The following is a 21,913-nucleotide window of genomic DNA, read 5'->3' on the forward strand; positions in this document are numbered from 1 at the left end:
AATCTATCATTGACTCTCAAGGTCGTGTAATCAATACATGGGCTGACATTATTAACCGCGCTAACTTAGGTATGGAAGTAATGCACGAGCGTAATGCTCACAACTTCCCCTTAGACTTAGCTGCTGGTGAAGTTGCTCCTGTAGCCTTGACTGCTCCTGCTATCAACGGTTAAGATTCTACTGGGTTTAATAAACTTAGTTAAATAAATAAAAGAACACCCTCCAGTGATGGAGGGTGTTTTTTTGTCAAAATAATGTCAATATTGATCCGGAATTTTTACAGGAGATTGCATTACATTTATTTGAGTCAGGGCGATTAACTTTTGAGCAGCTAAAATTGCACAAATGGAGTCTAATGCTTTTCGGAATTTATTGAAGGCGCGGAAAATACCTTTATATCGTTATGATTTAGAGGATTTTGAGATTGATTTACAAAATTTGCAGGAGTTGGGAAGATTGTGATTATTAGTGATACTTCTGTGATTACTAATTTAATTAGTATTGAACATCTTTTTCTTTTAGATTATGCAGCGAAAGAATGAATTTTGTGCAAATTTTTTATTAGTAAATTTTCAGAATTTGGACAGGCAAAATGCCCATCCAACAAAAAAGCGATCGCATACTATGGAAATTAATTAGACTGAAAATGTTATTTCTGACTAATTGTGGGCGGATTAATTTCTGCATATTGTTGAGGTGTCAACATTGCTTCCTGAACCTTGATAGGTTTGGGAAGAAGACCATTTTTATAGAAATAATCTGCAACTCGCTGTTGATCCTTAATTAATGCTGGTGAAATGGCTCTCAACCCGTAGGTGCGTCGGCTAATTACTAAATCCATCACATCAGGAGGTAATTTTTGATACTGTGCAACCAAGGCGGCGGTTTCTTTGGGATGTGCTTGCGCCCATTTCTGAATTTTATCAATTTCCTCAATAACTATCCGCAATAATTTAGGATTATCAATGGCAAATTGTTTAATGCCAACATAGTATCCACCAGGAGAATTAATCCCTTTGGCATTCCTAAGAATGCGCGCCTTACCTTCTTTTTCAGCCCGCGCTAGATGGGGATCTCCTGTTACCCAAACAGGAATTTTTCCTTGAAGAAAAGCACTGGCAGCTTCTACATTAGGTAGACTTTGAACTTTAATATCACTATATTTCAAACCTACTTCTTCTAAAGCTCTCAGGATAAAATAGTGTGATGCAGAAGCTTTTTGGAAAACTACGGTTTTTCCTTTAATATCTTTGACACTTTTAATGGGAGAATTCGGTGGTACTACAATTGCACTTCCTTTCCCACTCTCTTTAGTTTGTCGTGAACCAACAATATAAACAATTTGAGCACCAGCAGCTTGGGCAAAAATAGGCGGAGTTTCCCCCACAGAACCTATATCTATTCTACCAACATTCATAGCTTCCATTAATTGCGGACCTTGGGCAAATTGGGCCCATTCCACCTTCACACCCAAGGGATTTAGACGTTTTTCTAAAACCTTTGTGATTCTCACCAAATCCCCAGCTTGTTGATACCCTACACGAATAACATTGGTTTTGATACCAGGCGTTTTTGAAGCTTGAGCTATTTTGGTAGCTGATACTTTAGATATTTCAGATATTTCTGGATCTAATACTTCATCTATTTTGGTATCTGATACTTTAAATACTCTGGGTATGTTAGTACCTGATATTTTGCTTGTCAGAGATTGGGTTAGTACTTCTTGATTTTCGGCCTTGCAACTTACTAATGTTAAAGAAGTTACTAAGGTTAATAAGCCAGGTACTAAGAGCAACTTAAAACGACGAAGTATGTTCTGATCTTGAGGTTTGACTGTAGCAATCATAGATTTTCTTTTTTTGTGAATTTGAAAAGAAAATTACTAATCAGAGATTGGTAATTTAAGTTTAATTTTTTTGCCCAAATGATGAGTAATTTATTGATGAACTGGAATAAAATAATACTACTGTTTATTGACCGAGTTACCGGAGATTATTCAACAAGTATCACATGACTGTAAATAAATGTCAAGTGGTTTGACCAGAAAATATATGCTTAACTAAATCTATGATTTAATCCTACCGATGCAAGAGAAACTTGACGAAGTTAAAATCTGCTGTAAGATTCTCCTATTGCCAGGGTTGGTTTTTAGTCTTGATATATAAATAGGACTTACACAAATGTCACACCAAAAATCTGTGGTAGGTAGGGTGTAGTTCGACAAGCTCACCAACCATTTCAGACAGCATAAATCATGTCAATAAATTCTTGATACCTGACGCACCATACTAATGTGCCAGTTGGCTAAGTTCTGATAAATTTACATTTACTCATACTTTTATGACTTGATTTTTGTGGAAATCTGTGATAGGTTAATCATATCTACTATTTCTTGATAGATTTACTGTAGTTTTATTTTTATCAAAGTAGTTAGCTTTCAGAAGTTAGCTTCCCGCCTTTGAATAAGGATAAGTTACACCCCTGATTTTTGTACTTGCGGAATACTGGCAGGAAATATTGTCTTGCCTTACTTTTAAAAAGGTGAATATAATGTTTTATGGGTTAATTGAACAAGAATTGTCAGATGGAGAACCCTGGTCGCAAAGACAGCAAACACAGTTACCAACACAGATTCAAATATTAATAGAACAGGAACAGGTAAAACCAGATATTTGGGAATTACCAAAGGCACAAATGAAAAAATATCCCACAACTAATCAAGATACGGGACTTTTGAAAAGGCCAATTTTAGCCTGTTTAAAGGTGAAAATCTGCATATTTTCACATATTATAAAAATCCTAGTGTGAAATATTTTTATTCAGATCTATGGTTTTTATATTTGAATACTCAAACAGGGAAGATGACGATCCCACAATAGTTTAATGAAATCCCAGTCTAAAATTTAAATGGGATTAGCTTCCAACTTTTAAAACTGTTAAAGACTCATACAGCATTCTCAAAAAAAATGAACATAAATGTGAGTTTATGAATACAAAAATTTTTCAGATGTCGGCTGAAAAGAGTGTTATTCTTGCTGACGTTTTAGTGTTGGGTGGAGGTCCAGCAGGTACTTGGGCAGCACTTTCAGCAGCAGAACAAGGAGTTCGGGTTGTGTTAGCGGATAAAGGGTATTGCGGTACTTCAGGAGCAACAGCCCCATCTAATACTGGGGCTTGGTATCTTCCGAAAGGTGAAAAACGTGATGGGGAAATTGAGCGTCGGTTGTTACGCTCAACAGGACTTGCAGATAGCCGTTGGTTGCAGCGTGTAATTGAGCAGGCGCGAAGAGGTTTAGATAACTTAGGTGATAGTGGCTATCCCTTTCCTTTAGATGATTTGGGAAATTCCTACCGTGCTAACTTACGCGGACCGGATTACATGGGTTTCATGCGACGGAGGGCGATCGCTGCTGGAGTACGCATTCTTGACCATCATCCCGCACTGGAACTACTTGCATCAAATGGAGCGATCGCAGGTGCAGCAGGTATTCATCCCCGCAGTGGGAATCTCTGGGAAGTTAGGGCGGGCGCTGTGGTGCTGGCAACTGGCGGATGTGCTTTTCTGTCTCACGCCCTAGGTTGCGATGGTAATACTGGCGATGGTTATCTAATGGCAGCGGAGGCAGGTGTAAGACTATCTGGGATGGAGTTTTCCTCCCAATATGGCTTATCACCCGCTCATACTTCCGTGACTAAAGGGCTAACATTCTCCTTTGCCAGTTTTTATCTAGAAGATGGTTCTCCTTTACCAGAAACAGGGGAAGACCGCTCCGTACGCATCGCCCGCCAACTAATTGATGGCCAAAAAGTCTACGCACTGATGAATCGTGGTAACTCTGTGGAACATAATTGGTTGCGTCAAGGTCAGCCTAATTGTTTTTTACCATTTGACAGAATTGGATTAGATCCATTCAAAGAGCGTTTTCCAGTTACCCTACGCTCAGAAGGTACTGTTCGTGGGGTAGGTGGACTGGAAATCATCAACGATGATTGCGCCACAACAGTACCAGGACTTTATGCAGCCGGCGATGCAGCCTCTCGTGAAAATATTGTCGGGGCTGTGTCAGGGGGAGGAAGTCCTAATGCGTCTTGGGCGATCGCCAGTGGCACTTGGAGTGGACGGGCAGCCGCACGTTTTGCAGCCTCTCTCGGTGACAAAGCAGAGACACGCTTAGTTCATGGTTTAGGTGAAGCGGGTTTGCGCCCTGGTAAACAACCCAAAAGAGAGGGGCTAATCTCAGAAGTAATTAGTGGCGTTCAGGCTGAAACCTTGCCCCTTGATGTGAATTTCTTTCGTTCTGGAGTCAGGATAGCATTGTCCCGTCAACGTTTAGATGCAGTATGGGCGGATGTCCGCGATTATCTAGTAGGTGAAGGTCGCAATGCTTTACGTGCACGGGAAGCCGCAGCAATGACAGCCACAGCTCGCTGGATATGGGCTAGTGCGGATGCACGGAAGGAAACTAGAGGAATGCACCGACGCACAGATTTCACAACCACAGATGATACACAAACACGACGATTGTTGACTTTTGGTATTGATGATGTTGCAGTTATCGCCGCAGAAAAGCAGTGGCAAGAGGTAGAGGTAGCATAATGATTGAAATTGTTGATGGTGATCGCTGTGTTGGCTGTGATATATGTGTGAACGTATGTCCACGGGATGTCTTTGATTCTGGAAGCGACGGACTGGCCGTGATTGCTCGCAAGTCAGATTGTCAGACTTGTTTTCTATGCGAACTGTACTGTCCTGTGGATGCTCTTTATGTGTCACCTTATGCCGAAGTGGATGATCAAGTAGAATCAGAGCAGTTAATTGCCCAAAACTTGCTGGGTAGTTACACTCGTAATATGGGTTGGTATCGAGGCAAAATGGGAGGGACTGACAAAGATCCAACTCGACAACTCAGACTGATGAACAGATGAACGACGACCGAACAAAGTTTACGTGACGAATTTCACCACCTGTAATACCATGAATATTTTTCATGGTATTTTCTTTGAGGATATCTCGTGAGAAATTTTACTCCAGCGTTGTATTAACCTCACTTCTATCATTTCATAACAAGCGGCTAATAACATTAACGCCCAACCAGTGGTAAATAAAACAGAGGGGCTCGTCCAAATTTTCTTATTGGTGGGAAATTTTAGAGAATTAGAAATTTGTATTATGAGACTATTTCTAACTCCTGAGATATAAACGGAGAAGGAGGGATTCGAACCCTCGTATACATTTCTGCATAACAGACTTTCCAGGTCTGCGCCTTAAACCACTCGGCCACCTCTCCAGGTGTGACATTTACTCATCATACAATAAGATTCAAAAAAAAGCAAATATTTTGGCAAAGAAATTTTTATAATAGGAATACTGCCACCCTAGATAAAAATTAAGATGGTTCAAACCCACACAATTAGAGTTCATAACCGCCAAACAGGCACATCATATACCTTACAAGTTCCAGAAGATCGTTATATTCTCCATACTTCTGAACATCATGGTATAGAATTACCATTTTCTTGTCGCAATGGGGCTTGTACAACTTGTGCAGTCAGGGTACTATCAGGGGAAGTGTATCAACCAGAAGCTATTGGACTCTCTCCTGATTTACGCAAGCAAGGTTACGCTTTATTATGTGTAAGTTATGCGCGTTCTGACTTAGAAGTAGAAACACAAGATGAGGATGAAGTATACGAGCTTCAATTTGGACAATATTTTGGCAAAGGAAAGATTAAAGCGGGTTTACCCTTAGATGAAGACTAAAATTTCTGAATTGTTTTTAGCGTTAGGGTGTAATTTAATGGTGCAGATGGTGTGTAAGTTATTCCATCTGCGCGTTTTTTTGCTAAAATTAATGGTTATAACTGGGTTATTAGGCTTAGTTAGTTGCCAAAATCCGCAAAATTCTGCTATGGTTTCTGGCGCGGTAAAAATATCAAGGGTAGTTAGTGGGCAAACGGTGGAAATTTTGGGAACACCAGAAAGTCCTAATATAATATCTCAGGTACGTTTAATTGGTTTAGATGCTCCAGATTTGAGTCAAAAACCTTGGGGGGAGGATAGTAAGAAATTTCTGGAAAGTTTGCTAGGGGACGGTAATAAAGAAGTTATTTTAGAGTTTGATTTGGCTAAGGAAGATAAAAATAATCGAATGTTAGCCTATTTATGGGAAGATAAAAAGTTAGTCAATGAAGAGATGATCAAAGAGGGTTATGGTTTATTTGTGGGGCGATCGCCTAATCATAAATATGATCAGCGTTTAGAATATGCCCAACAATGGGCGAGAATTATGGGTAAAGGTATTTGGAATATTGATAGACCGATGCGTATTACGCCAGGAGAATTTCGTCGTCTCTATCGTTAGTTTTTACGGTTCAATTACACAGATTATGATAGAATTATGGTAAATTTACAAATTTTTCTGGATATTGCTACAGAGGCAGCTTTGGCTGCCGGGGTGGTTCTGCAAGATTATTTAGGTAAATTAGAAGATGCTGTTACAGAAAAAGGACGGCCAGGAGATTTAGTCACTGCTGCTGATAAAGCTTCAGAACAGGTAATTTTAGATGTTTTAAGTCGTCATTTTCCAGATCATTCTATTTTAGCTGAAGAGTCGGGACAATTGGGAAATCAGGAAAATGAATATCTTTGGGCTATTGATCCTCTCGATGGTACAACTAATTACGCCCATCAATATCCCTGTTTTGCTGTGTCTATAGGTTTGTTAATTAATGGTGTGCCGCAAGTAGGAGTGATTTATGATCCTTTTCATGATGAGTTATTTCAAGCAGCAGCGGGTTTAGGTGCTACTCGTAACAGGCGGGCTATTCAGGTTTCCCAAACTAATGAATTATCTAAAAGTTTATTAGTAACTGGTTTTGCGTATGATAGAAGAGAAACTAGTGATAATAATTATGCAGAATTTTGTCATTTGACGCATTTAACTCAAGGTGTAAGACGTGGTGGCGCGGCTGCGTTAGACTTGGCTTATGTATCTTGTGGGCGTGTTGATGGTTATTGGGAACGCGGTATTTCTCCTTGGGATGTGATTGCAGGTATTATTCTGGTTGAGGAAGCTGGCGGAAAAGTGACTGCATATAATGGCGAACCTGTCAATATTGCATCAGGAAGAATTTTAGCTACTAATGGTCATCTTCACGATAGACTTAGTGAAACTTTGTTACAAGTTCCACCTCTGTCTAGTTGGTGATGGGGTTAATTAAAAGTAGTCCAAAAGCTAACAATTGCTATTGAACAGTCCGGAATTGGTGGTTTATGGGGTGGAAAAAATAATCACTCTTAATCATCACTTGTGCTAATCACAGTTGTTACCGTATTTATCTTTAACACAACAAAGAAAAGAAATTATTGCTAGTCTTGATACCAACGTTTTTGTGGTGTTACAGGAAAAGCAAGAACAAGAATTAAAGTTCTTGCTTAAAACAATCAACTCTTAATTAGGTTGCATAAAGATCCTGGACTGCTGACAAAAGTTAGAGATATTTTCTCTGGTATTTTTTACTATGATTAATTTAGATATGTAAATCACTTCCAGATTTCCTAATTTATTGTTAGGTTAAGAGAATGCTAATCAATGCTCAACATCTCTTGCAATATCAACGCTGTCAACGTCGCCCTTTTTTAGATATTTACGGTGACTATACTCAGCGAGAAATCGTTAACGATTTACAATTAAAGATACAACAAGACAAAATTATTCACCACCAGTGTGTGGTGTCAAAATTTGCGTATCATCAGCCTGAATATCCTTCAGGAAATTGGCCAGCAGCAGCAGCAGCAACTTGGGAATTGATGCAACAAGGTGTAAATTATATTCATCGTGGAGTATTGTTAACTAGTTACAATGATCAGTTTACTTTGTTAAGTCGTCCGGATTTACTGATTAAACAACCGGGATTTTCTACTTTTGGTAATTGGCAATATATGCCAGTTAATATTGAGTTGGGTAAACGTCCTAAACAAGAATATCAGGTAATTTTAGCTTTTCATGCTCAAGTATTAGGAATATTACAAAATGTTAGTGTTAATTATGGAGGTTTAATATTAAGAAATAAAGAGAAAACTTATATAGTGGATCTGGATAGGTGGACTGCTTTAATGTTGAATATTTTAAGAGAATATATCGCAATTATAGAGTTGAAAAATGAACCGGAAATTTTTATTTCTCGCCAAAAATGTCATCTTTGTCCTTGGTGTAGTTATTGTTATGCGATCGCTCAAAATGAACAACATCTTTCTTTATTACCAGGAGTAACTCCAATTCGTTATCAGCAATTACAAAATCTGAATATTGATACCTTGGAAACATTGGCTAAAACCCATCCTAGCACTTTAGAACAGCTTGCAGGATTTGATGGTTATATCGCTCCCAAATTAGTTTTACAAGCACAGTCAGTATGTAATAATAAACCTATAGTTTTACCTCATTCTTTACCTATACCTGATATTGCTTATACAGCTAATATCGAACTTTATTTTGATATTGAAGCTCAACCAGATTTAAACTTAAATTATTTATTAGGAGTATTAGTAGTTAATCGAGAAAATAACAGTGAACAGTTTTATTCATTGTTAGCAGAAAATCCGGCGCAAGAAGGACTAATTTGGCAACAATTTTTAGAATTAGTAGCACAATATCCCCAAGCACCAATTTATCATTTTTGCGCTTATGAAGTGGATACAGTCAAGAAATTAGGCAAACTTTATCGTACACCATATTCACAAATTCAAGCTGTAGTAAGTCGCTTTATTGATATTTATGAATACTTAACGGAAAATGTGACTTTACCTATAGAAAGTTATGCTTTAAAAAGCATAGCTCGGTGGTTGGGATTTGAATGGCGTGATCCAGAAATCAGCGGAGCCAAATGTATTTATTGGTATGATCAATGGTTAGCATTGGGCGATCGCACTACCTTGGAACTAATTCAACGTTATAATGAGGATGACTGTCGCGCTACTCGCATTGTTAAGGATTGGTTAGTTAATTTTTTAATAGATTAATATTGATAGATTAATATTGATATATTAATATTGATAGCTGATGACTGCTTTATCAATTATCAATTGTCAATTTATTTCCTATGCTGAAACTGATGAAATATAAACGATTATTAGTAATGTTTTGTATCAGTATTTTTACTGTTATTATTTATGTTGTATGGACAAATATAGCTTCTAGTGCAGTGATAGTGACAGATATAAAATTCTTAGGAGAAGCGATTATTCCCACAGGTTCGTTATTTCAAAATACTGAAATTGGGGGATTATCAGGAATTACCTATGATGAGAAAAATCGTGTTTATTATAGCATTTCCGATGATAGAGGGTCAAAAGCACCTACTCGTTTTTATACACTTACCATAGACCTCAGTGCAGAAAAACTTAACGATAAAAATGTGAAAGTTGTGGGAGTTACAAATCTTCTCAATCAAGATAATCAAATATTTGCTCCTGGTACAACAGACACAGAAGGCATAGCTTTAACAAATCGAGATACTATTTTTGTATCTTCTGAAGGTGATGTAGAAAAATCAGTTAACCCTTTTATTAGCGAATTTGATTTAGTTTCAGGTAAAATTAGAAACTCTTTAAACGTAGAAAAACGATTTTTACCAGATACTAATAAAAAGCAAGGTATACGTAATAACTTAGGTTTTGAAAGTTTGACCATTACTCCCAACCAAGAATACTTATATACAGCCACAGAAAACGCCTTAATTCAGGATGGAACAGCCGCAAAAGAGGGGATAGGGACATCTTGCCGAATTTTGCAATATAACCTAGTGACTCAGCAACCAACAGGGGAATTTTTGTATCAAACAGAACCCGTAACTAGTTTATTTAATCCTACGGGAAAATTTGCTAGTGGTTTACCAGACTTGGTAGCGCTGGATAATCAGGGACATTTTCTCAGTATTGAACGCAGTTTTACAGGTTTAGGATTTACAATACTGTTATTTGAGGTATCGCTAGACAAAGCGAGTAACATTCAGAACCTAGATAGTGTTGTCACTGATGATAGGATAAATATTAAACCTGTAGAAAAAAAACTGATACTAGATCTACGCAGCTTAGATGTATCATTAGATAATATTGAAGGCTTAACTCTGGGTGCTAAATTAGCTGATGGACAGCGATCATTAATTCTTATCAGTGACAATAACTTCAATAGACTACAAAAAACCCAAATTCTAGGCTTTAAACTCCAAATAGAATCTCCTTGGACTAGATTATTACGTCGCTTAGGTCTGGGTAATTCTCAGTAATAGAGATAGGAGATAGGAGTAAAAATTATCGTGGGGACAATTCATGAATTGTCCCTACAAGAGTTGTAGAGACGTTTTATAAAACGTCTTTACATGAGTTAATCTGTTGTGCCTTTAAATTGAATAATTAATACAAGCAAGATGCTTGTGCTACTGTAACTTCAGGTTTTTTAATTATACAGTGAGTGCTGCACATTAGCTTATCTAAGCATTGATTAAATCAGGTATGAAATTGAGAAATTGAAAATTTGAAACTTTGCATCTAACACACTGGAAGTACTTCACTTGGCTGATACGCGAAACAAAATTCATACCGCCATTATGCAATGTCATGATCGGGGCGTTGCTGATTAAGGGTATGATGAAAGTTTCAAGCAGAGGTACTCCATGTACGCAAGAGTAAGATTTTCATTTTTGTAACTTTTCCATTTCATACTCTAATTCAGCAAGGCCGGAAAAAAATGAGCGTGTTCAGGTACAATAACGCTTTTGGCGATTAAAACAAAACTCAAGTTAAATAAAACCCAAGAAATATTAATGACTAAATACGCTGGTATACTTAGGTTTACTTATAATCTGAGAGCGATCGCTCATCTCCAAAAACGAGATGAAAAATTTTTTCTCAAAACCCTTGACAAATAAAAAAATCTGGTTAATAATAGGGAAAGTCAAGAACGACAAAAACAGTACGCACAAAACAAGCGTAAACTAAGGGACTGTAGTTCAATTGGTTAGAGCACCGCCCTGTCACGGCGGAAGTTGCGGGTTCGAGCCCCGTCAGTCCCGTTATAAAAATCTATAAACAAACTTTCTTGAGTTGTTGTTACAAATATTAACGCAAGAATTATGCAGCATAAGTTATAGTCTAACTTAATTACCACGAATTTGAAGTGTCTGTGTTAAACCCTATTTATTACTTAATTCATGGGATACAACAATTACTGATCCCGATATGTTTTTTGACAGCTTGGACTGTAACTATTCTGGTATTTGTTAACATTATCAATGCCACAAGATATACAGTGAAAACTGCTCAAAAAATGCGCGAAATACCCTGTCATAATTGCCAATTTTTTACCAATAATTATCGCTTGAAATGTACTGTAAATCCTTATATTGCAAATACAGAAGAAGCAATAGGTTGTAAGGATTATATGAGATAATTAATGTTTGGGGATATTTTTCCCTAAACCGTGAAAATTAACCTAAAATTACCTGTGATAAACCCAAGCTAAAAAGTATGACCACTGCAATACCTGTAAAAACTGAATACGAAGCAATTATAGGCTTAGAAACTCATTGTCAACTAAGTACAAACACAAAAATATTTTCCAATAGTTCTACAGCTTTTGGTGCTGAACCTAATACTAATATTGATCCAGTTTGTATGGGTTTACCTGGAGTTTTACCTGTATTAAATGCTAAGGTTCTGGAATATGCTGTAAAAACTGGTTTAGCTTTAAATTGTCAAATCGCTAAATATAGTAAATTTGACCGTAAACAATATTTTTATCCTGATTTACCTAAAAATTACCAAATTTCTCAGTATGATCTTCCCATTGCTGAACATGGTTATTTAGAAATTGAGTTGGTAGCAGCAGATGGTGATCCTATTCGTAAGCGCATTGGTATTACTCGTTTACACATGGAAGAAGATGCTGGTAAGTTAGTACACGCTGGGAGCGATCGCCTATCTGGTTCTAGCTATTCTCTCGTAGACTATAACCGTGCTGGTGTTCCTTTGGTAGAAATTGTATCTGAACCTGATTTACGCACAGGAGAAGAAGCTGCTGCTTATGTACAAGAATTACGACGAATTGTCAGATATCTAGGCGTAAGTGATGGTAATATGCAAGAAGGATCACTGCGTTGTGATGTAAATATATCTGTCCGTCCTTTGGGACAAAAGGAGTTTGGGGTTAAGGTAGAAATTAAAAACATGAACTCCTTTAGTGCGATTCAAAAAGCTATTGATTATGAAATAGAGCGTCAAATTGCAGCTATTGAGGCTGGTGAACGTATTATCCAAGAAACTCGTCTGTGGGAGGAAGGTTCACAACGCACTAGTAGTATGCGAGTCAAGGAAGGGTCAAGTGACTATCGCTACTTCCCTGAACCAGATTTAGGACCGATACAAGTTTCTCCAGAACAATTGTCTACTTGGAAGGATGAGTTACCAGAATTACCAGCAGAAAAACGTCATCGCTATGAAAGTGAGTTGGGACTTTCTGCTTATGATACAGGGGTGTTAACTGAAGATAAACCAGTATCAGAATATTTTGAAAAGGCGATCGCTGCCGGTGCAAATCCTAAATCTGCGGCTAATTGGATCACTCAAGATATCGCAGCTTACCTGAATAAACAAAAACTTACCATATCCGAAATTAAACTGAGTCCTACAAATTTAGCTGATGTGATTACTCGCATTGAAAATGGTAAAATTAGTAACGCTCAAGCTAAGGAAAAACTCGTTGATTTATTAAATGGTGTTTCTCCAGAGGAAGCATTTGCTGGCCAAGAATTGATTTCTGATCCTAGCATTTTAGGGCCAATCATAGATGAAATTATTGCTGCTAATGCTCAACAAGTCGAAAAATACCGCAATGGTAATACTAATCTCAAAGGGTTTTTTGTAGGACAAGTTTTGAAAAAAACCAACAAACGCGCAGAACCAAAGTTAACCAACCAACTGGTAGAACAAAAATTAAATGAATAAATGGTGATACCCCTCATCCCCAAAGTGGTATAATCTGATTTCAAGACGCAACTTGATATTTGAGGAAAGTTAATTTGTTGACTTTCCTTCTTTTTTTTGGATGTGATATGATTACTGTATTATCTGTGTTTCGCGCCAAGTCCCTAAGTGCTAAAGTCGCAAAGTTTATTTACAGTTATCTGAAATCTGAAAAAAGTTTTGTTTTTGAGTTTTGTAAACCTTGACTTTTCCCTCGCAAAATGATATTTTTACAATGGGAATATAGGCCTTTTTAAAAAATCTTGCTTACACTCTATTATATTTAATATCACTATCATACCAAATTCGCCCACTCAGTAAACCTCAAAAATAAGGTTTTTTCTCACGCAGAGACGCAGAGCTACACAGAGGAAGGGTTTGATAAATGGAGTTGGTGATGTTAAATTATAGTTTTTTAGCGAAATTGACATGAAGTTACAGGAAAATTAATCTTATGGCGGGAATTACCGGTATTTTTAGGAAATTTTTATGAAACACCTATGGTAGCTTCATGAAAACTTTATCAAAAAAGGGTGATACCCCTGATACCTATAATGTTATATTATGCAGAGTAGATGCACCCTGATGATATTGGAGAGCTATTTAGGTAGCTCTCTTTTACTGAAAATAGCTATAGTCCAGTAACTTTACTCAGGACTTACGCAACTGGCACATTGGTAGGGTGCGGTTCGACAAGCTCACCAACCACGTCAGATAGTATAAATCATGTAAATAACCAAATTGTTGATATCTGACGCACCCACTCAACAGATTTTTTACTGTGACACTTGCGTAAGTCCTATTACTGTTAAAGACTAATTTGGCATTTTTCTAGCTGAAAATTACCATCAACAGATAAACTCACAATAGAGAGAAAAATACTATCTAATAGTGAGCAAGATTTATGGGAGAATGGCGCAAAATTAGTGGTGGTGTTACTGCACCTAAAGGATATAAAGCCGCAGGTATTACTGCTGGTTTGAAGGCTTCTGGTTTACCTGATTTAGCTTTAATAGTATCAGATGTGGATGCGATCGCTGCTGGTGTATTTACTACCAGTCATGTTAGAGCCGCTTGTGTAGATTATTGTAGACAAATATTGCAAGTTAAACCTAGTGCTAGGGCTATACTCTGTAATTCGGGACAAGCTAACGCTGCAACTGGTGAACAAGGTATTAAGGATGCTCAAGAAAGTGCAGACTTATTGGCTAGAGAATTAGGTATTAACCCGGAGTCTATTTTACTTGCTTCTACAGGAGTTATTGGACAGAGAATTAAAATGGATGCGCTGCGAGGTGGAATACCTAAATTAGTGGCCGTACTTTCGGAAACTGGTTCAGAAGCTGCATCATCAGCGATAATTACCACAGATTTAGTTACTAAAAGTATAGCTTTAGAAACTACTATCGGCGATCGCCCTGTGAGAATTGGTGGTATTGCCAAAGGTTCTGGTATGATACATCCTAATATGGCCACCATGTTAGCCTTCGTTACCTGTGATGCGGCTGTTTCACCCCATTTATGGCAACAAATGTTAACTAGATCAGCTAATAAAACTTTTAATTCCATCACAGTAGATGGTGATACTAGTACAAATGATAGTTTAATCGCTTTAACAAATGGTCAATCTCGTACCCCAGCAATTACAGAAATGGGTATAGAAGGAGATAAACTAGAAGGAATGTTAACAGAAGTATGTCAATATTTAGCAAAGGCGATCGCCCGCGATGGAGAAGGTGCAACTTGTTTAATAGAGGTAGAAGTTATAGGCGCACATACGGAAGTAGCAGCGCGACAAATAGCTAAAACTATAGCGGGTTCATCCCTAGTTAAATCAGCCATATTCGGACGTGATCCCAACTGGGGACGCATAGCAGGAGCAGCAGGACGCGCCGGAGTACCTTTTGAGCAAGATGATTTAAGTATTAAACTAGGAGACTTCCTTCTATTTCAAAATGGGCAACCCGTAAACTTTGATAAGGCGGCGGCTAGTACATATTTAAAACAAGCAGCTGAAGGTGCATATTTGCAAGATGATACTGTAAAAATATCTGTAAATATTGGTAGCGGTAATAGTAGTGGTAAAGCTTGGGGTTGTGATTTGAGTTATGATTATGTGAAAATTAACGCTCACTATACCACCTAATCTAATCCATTGTGGATGGTAGTGCAGGTATCTTCCCTGCCATAGTAATCAATATTAACCTTTTTTAACTTCTTTAAATACTTGTAAATACTCATGCATCTAAAATCAATCAAATTGCTGGGTAGACTTTTGTGTTTAGCTAGTATAATCAGCTACCTATCATTTTTCTGGAGTCCTCCAGCCACAGCATTAACACAGATTAAAATTCTTGATGTGTCCTATAAAGATTGTCCCACAGAATTATCCACAGGAGCAGTTACCAGTAATGGTTCATCTGCTGCAAATTGCTTTATTGTCACAGGAAAAGCCAAAAACGATACTTATAAAACTGTGTATGATGCGGACATTTTTGGTAGAATTTATGACGCTAATAATGATCCAGTATTGCAAAACCGTACTCGCTTAGGTTCAATAGCAGAAGTACCTCCAGGTATCAGTAATTTTGAGTTGAGAATTTCTGTACCTGCTAACCAACCGTTACCATTGCAACTCAAGCAATTTAAAGCCGCAGGTTTTACTGGAGTAGTACGGAGGTAGGGAGTCGGGAGTCGGGGGTGCAGGGTGCAGGGTGCGAAGTTTTGGGTTTAGCACTGCTAAACCCCCACTGACTTCTGACTTAAACGCCGAACATAGTGGCACGGGCTAAACCGTTTAAAACGTCACCAATAATATTCAATGCTATAAATGCAAGTATAGGCGAAAAATCCATACCACCCACAGCAGGAATAATAGAGCGAAATAGGTTGAGGTAAGGATCGCATATTTGACTTAAAGCAGAAAATGGCTGATTATACCAGTTTATAGTGGGAAACCATGTTAATAAAACCCGAATAATTAGCAAGTAGCTGTAAAGAGCAACAAAAGTAGATAAAGTTGTGATCAGTAAATTCATAGAGGTTGTATTTCCTGTGAATTTGTCAAGTATAGGTTCATGATTGATTTTAACTTAGCTTCCATGATGCTATGTGAGAAAATATCAGGAATTTAGTCTTCTATAAAAGAACTTTCTTTCACCTGACTAGAAGAGTTAGCATTTACATTACTCAATTGTCGTCTGACATCATCAATAGTGGCATTCAGTTGAGCAATTTTATCTTCTAGTGATCGCTTAGTAGATTCTATCTCTACAGTGTCTTGCTGAGTAGCTCTGAACTGTTTCTTTTTTCTTTTTCCCTCTATGTCTGTTAATTCTACATCTTCGTCTAATTGATTATCTAACCTATTAGCCATTACTGCACCCACAATACCACCAACTACACCCCCAATCAATGTTCCTAGCAAAAAACCACCAAGGAAACCATCTTGCTGACTCATATTTTTATCACCTTTTAACAATTTACAATAGTTGTATTAAATCAAATCCTAGAGTATTAGCGGAGTTGGGAGTCGGGAGTCGGAAGCATGGGTAAATTTCTTTCTTCGCACTCTTGTGACTCCTATGTGCCAAAAATGCGATCGCCAGCATCACCTAACCCTGGTACAATATACCCTTGATCATTGACAATCTCATCAATAGTTGCAGCATAAACCGTCAAACCAGGATAAGCAGCAGCCAATTTTTGTAATGCTGGAGGAGCAGCAACCACACACACAATGCGTGTTAAAGCTGGATCAACACCTCTTTGAGTTAGTTCTTCCATAGCAGTCATTATAGATCCACCGGTGGCCAACATGGGATCAGTAATCAAAACTCGTGTTTCTGGTGCAAATTTTTCTGGTAGCTTATTCAAATAACAAGAAGCCTGTAAAGTTTCCTCATTTCGCACTAAACCTAAATGATAAACCTTTGCCAAAGGCAAAAGCGTCTGCGCTCCATCTAACAGTCCTAAACCAGCCCGCAAAATTGGTACAACTGCCACAGGTACTTCAGCATCTATCATTGTACCAACACAATCAGCCAAAGGGCTTTTTACTACAATTTCTTGAGTTGGCAACCACTCCCTAGCCGCTTCATAAGTAAGCCATCTTCCTAACTCCGTGATAGCACTGCGGAACAATACCCAAGGAGTAGACACATCACGCGCTACCGCTAACCAATGTTTAATAAGAGGATGGGGAGGTACATAAACCAGAAATTTTTGCGTCATAACCACAAACGGACTGCTAGATTTTTTGATATCAAATGATTATCATATATCACATTCACATCGTGCATCACAGATGACGACAAAAATTCAAAAATTAATGATATTTTCCTGCCAAAGATATTAATATGTAACTATGCATGACTATACTTTTGTTATTTAAACTAAATGCATTAAAGTTAGCTATAAACTACTAAAATATCTTTATCGGCAATTGTTCAATCTTCGCTTTTACGAAAATTATTGATAAAAACTTTCATTAGTAGTTGACAGATATTCTCAATCAAGGCTATACTAGGTTTCAGTGTTCTCCTCTCTTAAAGGATCGGCAGACGGGATTAGCCAGTAAAGCAGGCTGATCCTCTTTTTATTTTAATAAAAAATTTTATCAATAAGTTTGATTGAATACATCAATAATAATAAAGATTTCGTAGGTTGGGTTGACGCAAGGAAACCTAACAAATAAATTATGTTAGGTTTCCCTATTACTTAACTCAACCTACAAAAACAGTATTTAGCATCCAACTTTACTTTTTGTTTAATTATTTATTGATCAGTAATGGGATAAAGCTGTTGTGCTTTTAATTTGGGTCATGGATGCAAGAAAGATACTTGCACAAATGTAATTTCATGTTTTTTGGTTATATAGTGAGTGCTATACATCAGCTTATTTTGCCCTTAATGCTTGAGCGACAAGATAAACTTTTGTCCATTCAGATAGAACTTGATGAGTTTTCATGTTTAGCTCTTGAGCTATGGACTCTATGGAGTTTCCAGCTTTACGAAGGTTGAGAATTTGTTGTCCTAGTGGAGTAATTTTTTCATATAGTAGTTGCCATTTTTGTTGTGTTAATCCTAAGTTGTGTTCTGTTAAAGAAATTGATAACCAATTATCTACTAGTTCAGAGTTTCCTTTAATAGCAAAAACGCGCACCGCATGATAGCTAATTTTCTCCCGCAGACGATAAACTTCTTTGACGGGTTTGTTGAGGGTTTTGGCAATTTCTTCTTGGGTTTTACCTTGGAGATATAGTTTTAACCACTGTACAGATGTTTCTCCCTGGTTTTCTAGTAGGTATTCTTGAAATTGTTGTACTACTTGTTCACGACTTTGTTGTTGTTCTTCAATATCTTGATTTTCGTGATATTGAGCGATCGCCTGATTATCTACTAAACTTACAGTAGTTTCGTTATTTTCTCCTAATATTTCTTCAGAAACTAGTTTGACTAATTCACTCGTAGGTACTTGAGTTAAACCTCCTCTTTGAGTGCGTCGTAAATAGTTGACGAAACGATACATGAGTATCGGTTGATTTCTCACTGGGCGTAAACTATATTCTTCAATGGTGGCAAATAATAATGTATCTCTTAATCGCTGATCATTGGTTAATTTAGCAATATGAGACATTTGTTGCTGTATATATGAGTCATTTTGCAACAATTCTTGTAATACTTCTTGCAATACCTCAATTACAGTACGTTGGCGATCGCGGCTTAGGGCGATCCAGGCTTGAACTTTATTTCTAATAGCTACTACACTTGCTAACCGATTAATTAATTGTTTATAAGCTTTTTCTCGGCTAATACCTAAATAACGTTTTTGTAAAATTCGCCACCGATATTCCATTGCTTGTTTAGCAATTTCTAATTCTTTAGGATTTAGTAAATCAAAACGATCTACATTTTCTCCTAATAACCATAGTACAATACTATCTCTGGTATTGCGACCTTGTTGTTCTGGAGATTCTATCTCCAGTCTTTCTTGCCAATATTGAGCTATACTTGCCCTGGTTTCTATCATATCTAGTTTACACTCCTCAACACTCTTTTGCAAAGTTTTCATCACGACCACCATTGAGAATTAGCTTGTTAATTACTATGTTTTCTTATTTATCTATCGAGTTTGATTAGCATAATTTATGCAGGTTAAATAATTAATTGGGGAAATTTTTGATTTGTGATTTTTGATACCTGAATAATTACATATCATTGTTGATATTTTGAGACTTTGTTTTTCTTGAATATGTTTCATTTGTTAGTAAAATTTTCTCCAGTGAAACAGACTTTTTGTAGCCAGAAAATTAACTATGATTGGTTACGAAATGTTTAGCTGTTCAATTTATAACTACGTGAGTTTTATTTTGTGAATTTTTCTTAGAGATTGGGTATAAAACAAATCATTTCTCTTGTAATTTTAGTAATTGGGTTATTTATCAATAAGTAGTAGTGCAAAATAAATTTTATATTTGGGAGAGAGGACAGGGAACAGACAAGGAATACAGAGATTTTTGTTTGTTCCAAAAATCTTAAATTAATTTTGCTCAGGTACTTATCAATTTAAGTATCAACTAAATATCAACTACTACTACTTTTTACTCCTTTTGCATCCAGTAATTAAATATTATTATTGAAGAGATAGTAATTACACTGTGACAGAGATCACTGAATTATAGTTATTTTTTAGATGTGATTCAAGTGATCTGATAATAATTTTCACGAAATGAGAGGAGCAGAAAAATCACATTCTAGTTTTGTGCAGTTAAGTAGTAGTAGAAAATATAGCATATTCTATCTACATAAGGTACACTATGAACACAGCAAGATGCCTTTGTTACAAGGGTTTTATCATTAACATCTGTACCTCATAATAACGTAGGGCGGTAACAGGGAATAGGTAAGGAATACAGCCGTTTTTGTTTTCAATCAATAGTACTTGTTAATTTTTGTTAAGGGATGTAGGGTTATAGCATAGTGCTAAATCCCTACATAAGTAGGTTATAATCCGTTAAATTTAACGTGGGTTAGAGGATCTAATGATGGGGTTTTCCACAGAGTCGCGGAACTGTTGTACTTGGGGTGTATAACCAATAGGTAAAACAGTTTCGACGTTTTCATGAGGACGGGGGATAATAACCCAAGATTCGAGAGTACCACCATAAACTTTTTCTGCGGCTTCAACACCAGCGGCCATAGCGGTTTTAACTTCGGAAACGTCACCACGAATATTGACTGTAAAGCGGGCACTTCCCACACGGATATAACCAACGAGGGTAACTCTACCTGCTTTTACCATTGCGTCGGCGGCTGCGAGTACGGCGGGAAAACCTTTTGTTTCTAATGATCCGACGGCTTGTAGTGACATTTTTTATCTCCTGATATCAATAAAAATTATATGTTGCTAGTAGTTCATTGGCTCAAGGAAAATAGCAAGTGACAGGTTATACTGACAATGGCTATATCTCAATTTTTCATAGTGAACTTACTTAGAAAATACGGAAAGGTTCTGATTCTTCCGTGAAGTGGATGGGAAGGATGGCTTCCACGTTTTCTGGGGGGTTAGGAACGATGTAATAGGTAACAACTTGGCCTCCGGGTACTTGTTCTCCGGCGGCGATCCCGGCAGTCATGGCTGTTTGGACTTCGGAAACTTGTCCTCTGATGGCTACTATTAAGCGTCCACTTTCGGCAATGCCATAATATACAAGGGTGACAGCCGCGGCTTTCACCATTGCGTCTGCTGATGCTAAAACTGTGGGAAAACTGAGAGTTTCAATTGCACCAACGGCCATTGGCATAGCTTGATTCTCCTGTGTATGAAAGATGAGTGATTTTTATTGTACGGGTCTTTGGTAACAGTTTTCAAATTTGCCAAAATTTATTTTTTGATGATGTAGTGGTGAGACTTTGTTGTAAACTAGTGACTATGTATCCAAGTTTTCTTCCTGCTGCGGTTGGGCAATTAACTGAACCGAGTTCTATCGCTTTGGCTGAAAGTATCGTTAGTCAGGCGATCGCTACTCCTATATCTAGTCAACCAATTTCTACTAGTTATGTCTGTCAAGGTAAATTTCATAGTCATACACCGATTTTATTAATTCATGGTTTTGATAGTTCGGTGTTAGAATATCGTCGTTTATTGCCTTTATTGGCTGAAAATCATCCAGTTTGGGCAGTAGATTTATTAGGTTTTGGTTTTACTGAAAGATTGTTAGGAATAAGTTATAGTGCTGCGACTATTAAAATTCATTTATATCATTTCTGGAAGACTGTAATTAATCGCCCTGTAATTTTAGTCGGCGCTTCTATGGGTGGTGCTGCGGCTATAGATTTTGCCATTTCTTATCCTGATATTGTGGAAAAATTGGTGTTGATGGATAGTGCAGGAGTCAAGGGTAATTCTCCTATGAGTAAGTTGATTTTTCCACCTTTAGACTATTGGGCGGCGGAGTTTTTAAAGAATGAGAAAGTGCGCGATCGCATTTGTCGCACAGCCTATAAAAATCCTAATTTAATTTCTGAAGATGCCTTACTTTGTGGACAGTTACATCTAGGAATGACTAATTGGACACAGGCTTTAATAGCATTTACTAAAAGTGGTGGATATGCAGCTTTTAAGAAACAAAAATTTAGTCAAATTATGCAGCAGACGTTAATTTTATGGGGTGATAATGATAAAATTTTAGGTACAAAGGATGCCAATAAATTTCATAGTTTGATATTGAATAGTAAACTAATTTGGATTAAAGATTGTGGACATATTCCGCATTTAGAACAAGCAGAAATTACTGCTACACATATTTTACAATTTTGTCAATGATAGAAAAACAGGCATCTTGCCTGTTCTACCACATTTTACTATTTAATTTTCCTTCAAAACTGCTT

At 37.2% G+C, this 21,913-nt stretch carries 22 protein-coding genes, 2 tRNA genes and 2 pseudogenes; 17 read left to right on the forward strand and 9 right to left on the reverse strand.

Going from position 1 to position 21,913, the window contains the following annotated elements:
- A pseudogene (locus H6F32_RS07140) lies at positions 1-173 on the forward strand (photosystem II q(b) protein); the annotation flags it as partial.
- 172 nt (positions 174-345) lie between these two features.
- Entirely contained in the window at positions 346-462 is a 117-nt protein-coding gene (locus tag H6F32_RS20465; protein ID WP_242031074.1) for a hypothetical protein, read from the forward strand.
- 187 nt (positions 463-649) lie between these two features.
- Here the strand turns inward: H6F32_RS20465 and H6F32_RS07150 are convergent, their stop codons facing one another.
- Entirely contained in the window at positions 650-1,846 is a 1,197-nt protein-coding gene (locus tag H6F32_RS07150; RefSeq protein ID WP_242031075.1) for an aliphatic sulfonate ABC transporter substrate-binding protein, read from the reverse strand.
- 704 nt (positions 1,847-2,550) lie between these two features.
- Between H6F32_RS07150 and H6F32_RS07155 the strand changes: the two genes are divergently transcribed.
- From H6F32_RS07155 to H6F32_RS07165, 3 genes are all read left to right on the forward strand, one after another.
- Positions 2,551-2,808, forward strand: a complete 258-nt coding sequence (locus H6F32_RS07155; RefSeq protein ID WP_190368647.1) for a hypothetical protein — start codon at positions 2,551-2,553, stop codon at positions 2,806-2,808.
- 178 nt (positions 2,809-2,986) lie between these two features.
- Positions 2,987-4,597: an FAD-dependent oxidoreductase gene (locus H6F32_RS07160; protein WP_190368648.1), complete on the forward strand. Its 1,611-nt coding sequence runs from the start codon at positions 2,987-2,989 to the stop codon at positions 4,595-4,597.
- Positions 4,573-4,926, forward strand: a complete 354-nt coding sequence (locus H6F32_RS07165) for a ferredoxin family protein (protein ID WP_313926550.1) — start codon at positions 4,573-4,575, stop codon at positions 4,924-4,926. The genes H6F32_RS07160 and H6F32_RS07165 overlap by 25 nt, the downstream gene beginning before the upstream one ends.
- Before the next feature lie 96 nt (positions 4,927-5,022).
- On the opposite strand, the pseudogene H6F32_RS20470 reads toward H6F32_RS07165, so the two are convergent.
- Both H6F32_RS20470 and H6F32_RS07170 read right to left on the reverse strand, forming a co-directional pair.
- Positions 5,023-5,145: pseudogene (locus H6F32_RS20470) on the reverse strand (DUF5009 domain-containing protein); the annotation flags it as partial.
- A gap of 56 nt (positions 5,146-5,201) precedes the next feature.
- A tRNA-Ser gene (locus H6F32_RS07170) sits at positions 5,202-5,288 on the reverse strand.
- Between the two features lie 104 nt (positions 5,289-5,392).
- Between H6F32_RS07170 and H6F32_RS07175 the strand changes: the two genes are divergently transcribed.
- The 11 genes from H6F32_RS07175 to H6F32_RS07220 all read left to right on the forward strand — a co-directional run bounded on the left by H6F32_RS07175 (position 5,393) and on the right by H6F32_RS07220 (position 15,704).
- The gene (locus tag H6F32_RS07175) at positions 5,393-5,761 is read left to right on the forward strand and encodes a 2Fe-2S iron-sulfur cluster-binding protein (protein ID WP_190368649.1); all 369 of its coding nucleotides are present in this window, start codon (positions 5,393-5,395) and stop codon (positions 5,759-5,761) included.
- 91 nt (positions 5,762-5,852) lie between these two features.
- A complete protein-coding gene (locus H6F32_RS07180) occupies positions 5,853-6,362 on the forward strand; it encodes a thermonuclease family protein (protein ID WP_313926552.1) in 510 nt (169 codons plus the stop codon).
- Positions 6,363-6,398: 36 nt separating this feature from the next.
- Positions 6,399-7,208: an inositol monophosphatase family protein gene (locus tag H6F32_RS07185; protein ID WP_190368650.1), complete on the forward strand. Its 810-nt coding sequence runs from the start codon at positions 6,399-6,401 to the stop codon at positions 7,206-7,208.
- Positions 7,209-7,582: 374 nt separating this feature from the next.
- Entirely contained in the window at positions 7,583-9,022 is a 1,440-nt protein-coding gene (locus H6F32_RS07190; protein ID WP_190368651.1) for a TM0106 family RecB-like putative nuclease, read from the forward strand.
- A 92-nt stretch (positions 9,023-9,114) separates the two neighbouring features.
- Positions 9,115-10,287 (forward strand): esterase-like activity of phytase family protein, encoded by a 1,173-nt coding sequence (locus H6F32_RS07195; RefSeq protein ID WP_242031076.1) that lies wholly within the window; start codon positions 9,115-9,117, stop codon positions 10,285-10,287.
- 489 nt (positions 10,288-10,776) lie between these two features.
- Positions 10,777-10,929, forward strand: coding sequence for a helix-turn-helix domain-containing protein (locus H6F32_RS20475; RefSeq protein ID WP_242031077.1), 153 nt, complete (start codon positions 10,777-10,779; stop codon positions 10,927-10,929).
- Between the two features lie 70 nt (positions 10,930-10,999).
- Positions 11,000-11,073, forward strand: a tRNA-Asp gene (locus tag H6F32_RS07205).
- A 110-nt stretch (positions 11,074-11,183) separates the two neighbouring features.
- Positions 11,184-11,450: a hypothetical protein gene (locus H6F32_RS20480; RefSeq protein ID WP_313926616.1), complete on the forward strand. Its 267-nt coding sequence runs from the start codon at positions 11,184-11,186 to the stop codon at positions 11,448-11,450.
- Positions 11,451-11,527: 77 nt separating this feature from the next.
- The gene (gene gatB, locus H6F32_RS07210) at positions 11,528-13,003 is read left to right on the forward strand and encodes an Asp-tRNA(Asn)/Glu-tRNA(Gln) amidotransferase subunit GatB (RefSeq protein ID WP_190368653.1); all 1,476 of its coding nucleotides are present in this window, start codon (positions 11,528-11,530) and stop codon (positions 13,001-13,003) included.
- Positions 13,004-13,925: 922 nt separating this feature from the next.
- On the forward strand, positions 13,926-15,167 hold the full coding sequence (gene argJ / locus H6F32_RS07215) for a bifunctional ornithine acetyltransferase/N-acetylglutamate synthase (RefSeq protein WP_190368654.1): 1,242 nt from the start codon (positions 13,926-13,928) through the stop codon (positions 15,165-15,167).
- 93 nt (positions 15,168-15,260) lie between these two features.
- Complete coding sequence (locus H6F32_RS07220) at positions 15,261-15,704, forward strand: biotin carboxylase (RefSeq protein ID WP_190368655.1); 444 nt, start codon at positions 15,261-15,263, stop codon at positions 15,702-15,704.
- Between the two features lie 79 nt (positions 15,705-15,783).
- Here the strand turns inward: H6F32_RS07220 and H6F32_RS07225 are convergent, their stop codons facing one another.
- From H6F32_RS07225 to H6F32_RS07250, 6 genes are all read right to left on the reverse strand, one after another.
- Complete coding sequence (locus H6F32_RS07225) at positions 15,784-16,059, reverse strand: YggT family protein (protein WP_190368656.1); 276 nt, start codon at positions 16,057-16,059, stop codon at positions 15,784-15,786.
- A gap of 92 nt (positions 16,060-16,151) precedes the next feature.
- Entirely contained in the window at positions 16,152-16,481 is a 330-nt protein-coding gene (locus tag H6F32_RS07230) for a hypothetical protein (RefSeq protein ID WP_190368657.1), read from the reverse strand.
- Between the two features lie 122 nt (positions 16,482-16,603).
- Entirely contained in the window at positions 16,604-17,254 is a 651-nt protein-coding gene (gene upp, locus H6F32_RS07235) for a uracil phosphoribosyltransferase (protein WP_190368658.1), read from the reverse strand.
- 664 nt (positions 17,255-17,918) lie between these two features.
- Entirely contained in the window at positions 17,919-19,106 is a 1,188-nt protein-coding gene (locus H6F32_RS07240) for a HetZ-related protein 2 (protein ID WP_190368659.1), read from the reverse strand.
- A gap of 936 nt (positions 19,107-20,042) precedes the next feature.
- The gene (locus H6F32_RS07245; protein ID WP_190368660.1) at positions 20,043-20,393 is read right to left on the reverse strand and encodes a carbon dioxide-concentrating mechanism protein CcmK; all 351 of its coding nucleotides are present in this window, start codon (positions 20,391-20,393) and stop codon (positions 20,043-20,045) included.
- A 121-nt stretch (positions 20,394-20,514) separates the two neighbouring features.
- Positions 20,515-20,826, reverse strand: coding sequence for a carbon dioxide-concentrating mechanism protein CcmK (locus H6F32_RS07250; RefSeq protein WP_190368661.1), 312 nt, complete (start codon positions 20,824-20,826; stop codon positions 20,515-20,517).
- A 128-nt stretch (positions 20,827-20,954) separates the two neighbouring features.
- On the opposite strand from H6F32_RS07250, the gene H6F32_RS07255 reads away from it, so the two are divergent.
- A complete protein-coding gene (locus H6F32_RS07255) occupies positions 20,955-21,848 on the forward strand; it encodes an alpha/beta fold hydrolase (protein WP_190368662.1) in 894 nt (297 codons plus the stop codon).
- The last annotated feature ends 65 nt before the right edge of the window (positions 21,849-21,913 follow it).

The organism is Anabaena sp. FACHB-1237 (assembly GCF_014696225.1).
Lineage (GTDB): Bacteria > Cyanobacteriota > Cyanobacteriia > Cyanobacteriales > Nostocaceae > FACHB-1237.

Excerpts from the sequence above, each read along its gene's own strand:
- H6F32_RS07185 (WP_190368650.1), top strand. The coding sequence starts at position 6,399 with ATGGTAAATTTACAAATTTTTCTGGATATTGCTACAGAGGCAGCTTTG.
- H6F32_RS07250 (WP_190368661.1), bottom strand. The coding sequence starts at position 20,826 with ATGCCAATGGCCGTTGGTGCAATTGAAACTCTCAGTTTTCCCACAGTT.
- H6F32_RS07180 (WP_313926552.1), top strand. The coding sequence starts at position 5,853 with ATGGTTATAACTGGGTTATTAGGCTTAGTTAGTTGCCAAAATCCGCAA.
- H6F32_RS07190 (WP_190368651.1), top strand. The coding sequence starts at position 7,583 with ATGCTAATCAATGCTCAACATCTCTTGCAATATCAACGCTGTCAACGT.
- argJ (WP_190368654.1), top strand. The coding sequence starts at position 13,926 with ATGGGAGAATGGCGCAAAATTAGTGGTGGTGTTACTGCACCTAAAGGA.
- H6F32_RS07220 (WP_190368655.1), top strand. The coding sequence starts at position 15,261 with ATGCATCTAAAATCAATCAAATTGCTGGGTAGACTTTTGTGTTTAGCT.
- H6F32_RS07175 (WP_190368649.1), top strand. The coding sequence starts at position 5,393 with ATGGTTCAAACCCACACAATTAGAGTTCATAACCGCCAAACAGGCACA.
- H6F32_RS07225 (WP_190368656.1), bottom strand. The coding sequence starts at position 16,059 with ATGAATTTACTGATCACAACTTTATCTACTTTTGTTGCTCTTTACAGC.
- gatB (WP_190368653.1), top strand. The coding sequence starts at position 11,528 with ATGACCACTGCAATACCTGTAAAAACTGAATACGAAGCAATTATAGGC.
- H6F32_RS07245 (WP_190368660.1), bottom strand. The coding sequence starts at position 20,393 with ATGTCACTACAAGCCGTCGGATCATTAGAAACAAAAGGTTTTCCCGCC.
- H6F32_RS07240 (WP_190368659.1), bottom strand. The coding sequence starts at position 19,106 with ATGGTGGTCGTGATGAAAACTTTGCAAAAGAGTGTTGAGGAGTGTAAA.
- H6F32_RS07155 (WP_190368647.1), top strand. The coding sequence starts at position 2,551 with ATGTTTTATGGGTTAATTGAACAAGAATTGTCAGATGGAGAACCCTGG.
- upp (WP_190368658.1), bottom strand. The coding sequence starts at position 17,254 with ATGACGCAAAAATTTCTGGTTTATGTACCTCCCCATCCTCTTATTAAA.
- H6F32_RS07195 (WP_242031076.1), top strand. The coding sequence starts at position 9,115 with ATGAAATATAAACGATTATTAGTAATGTTTTGTATCAGTATTTTTACT.
- H6F32_RS07160 (WP_190368648.1), top strand. The coding sequence starts at position 2,987 with ATGAATACAAAAATTTTTCAGATGTCGGCTGAAAAGAGTGTTATTCTT.
- H6F32_RS07255 (WP_190368662.1), top strand. The coding sequence starts at position 20,955 with ATGTATCCAAGTTTTCTTCCTGCTGCGGTTGGGCAATTAACTGAACCG.
- H6F32_RS07230 (WP_190368657.1), bottom strand. The coding sequence starts at position 16,481 with ATGAGTCAGCAAGATGGTTTCCTTGGTGGTTTTTTGCTAGGAACATTG.
- H6F32_RS07150 (WP_242031075.1), bottom strand. The coding sequence starts at position 1,846 with ATGATTGCTACAGTCAAACCTCAAGATCAGAACATACTTCGTCGTTTT.
- H6F32_RS20465 (WP_242031074.1), top strand. The coding sequence starts at position 346 with ATGGAGTCTAATGCTTTTCGGAATTTATTGAAGGCGCGGAAAATACCT.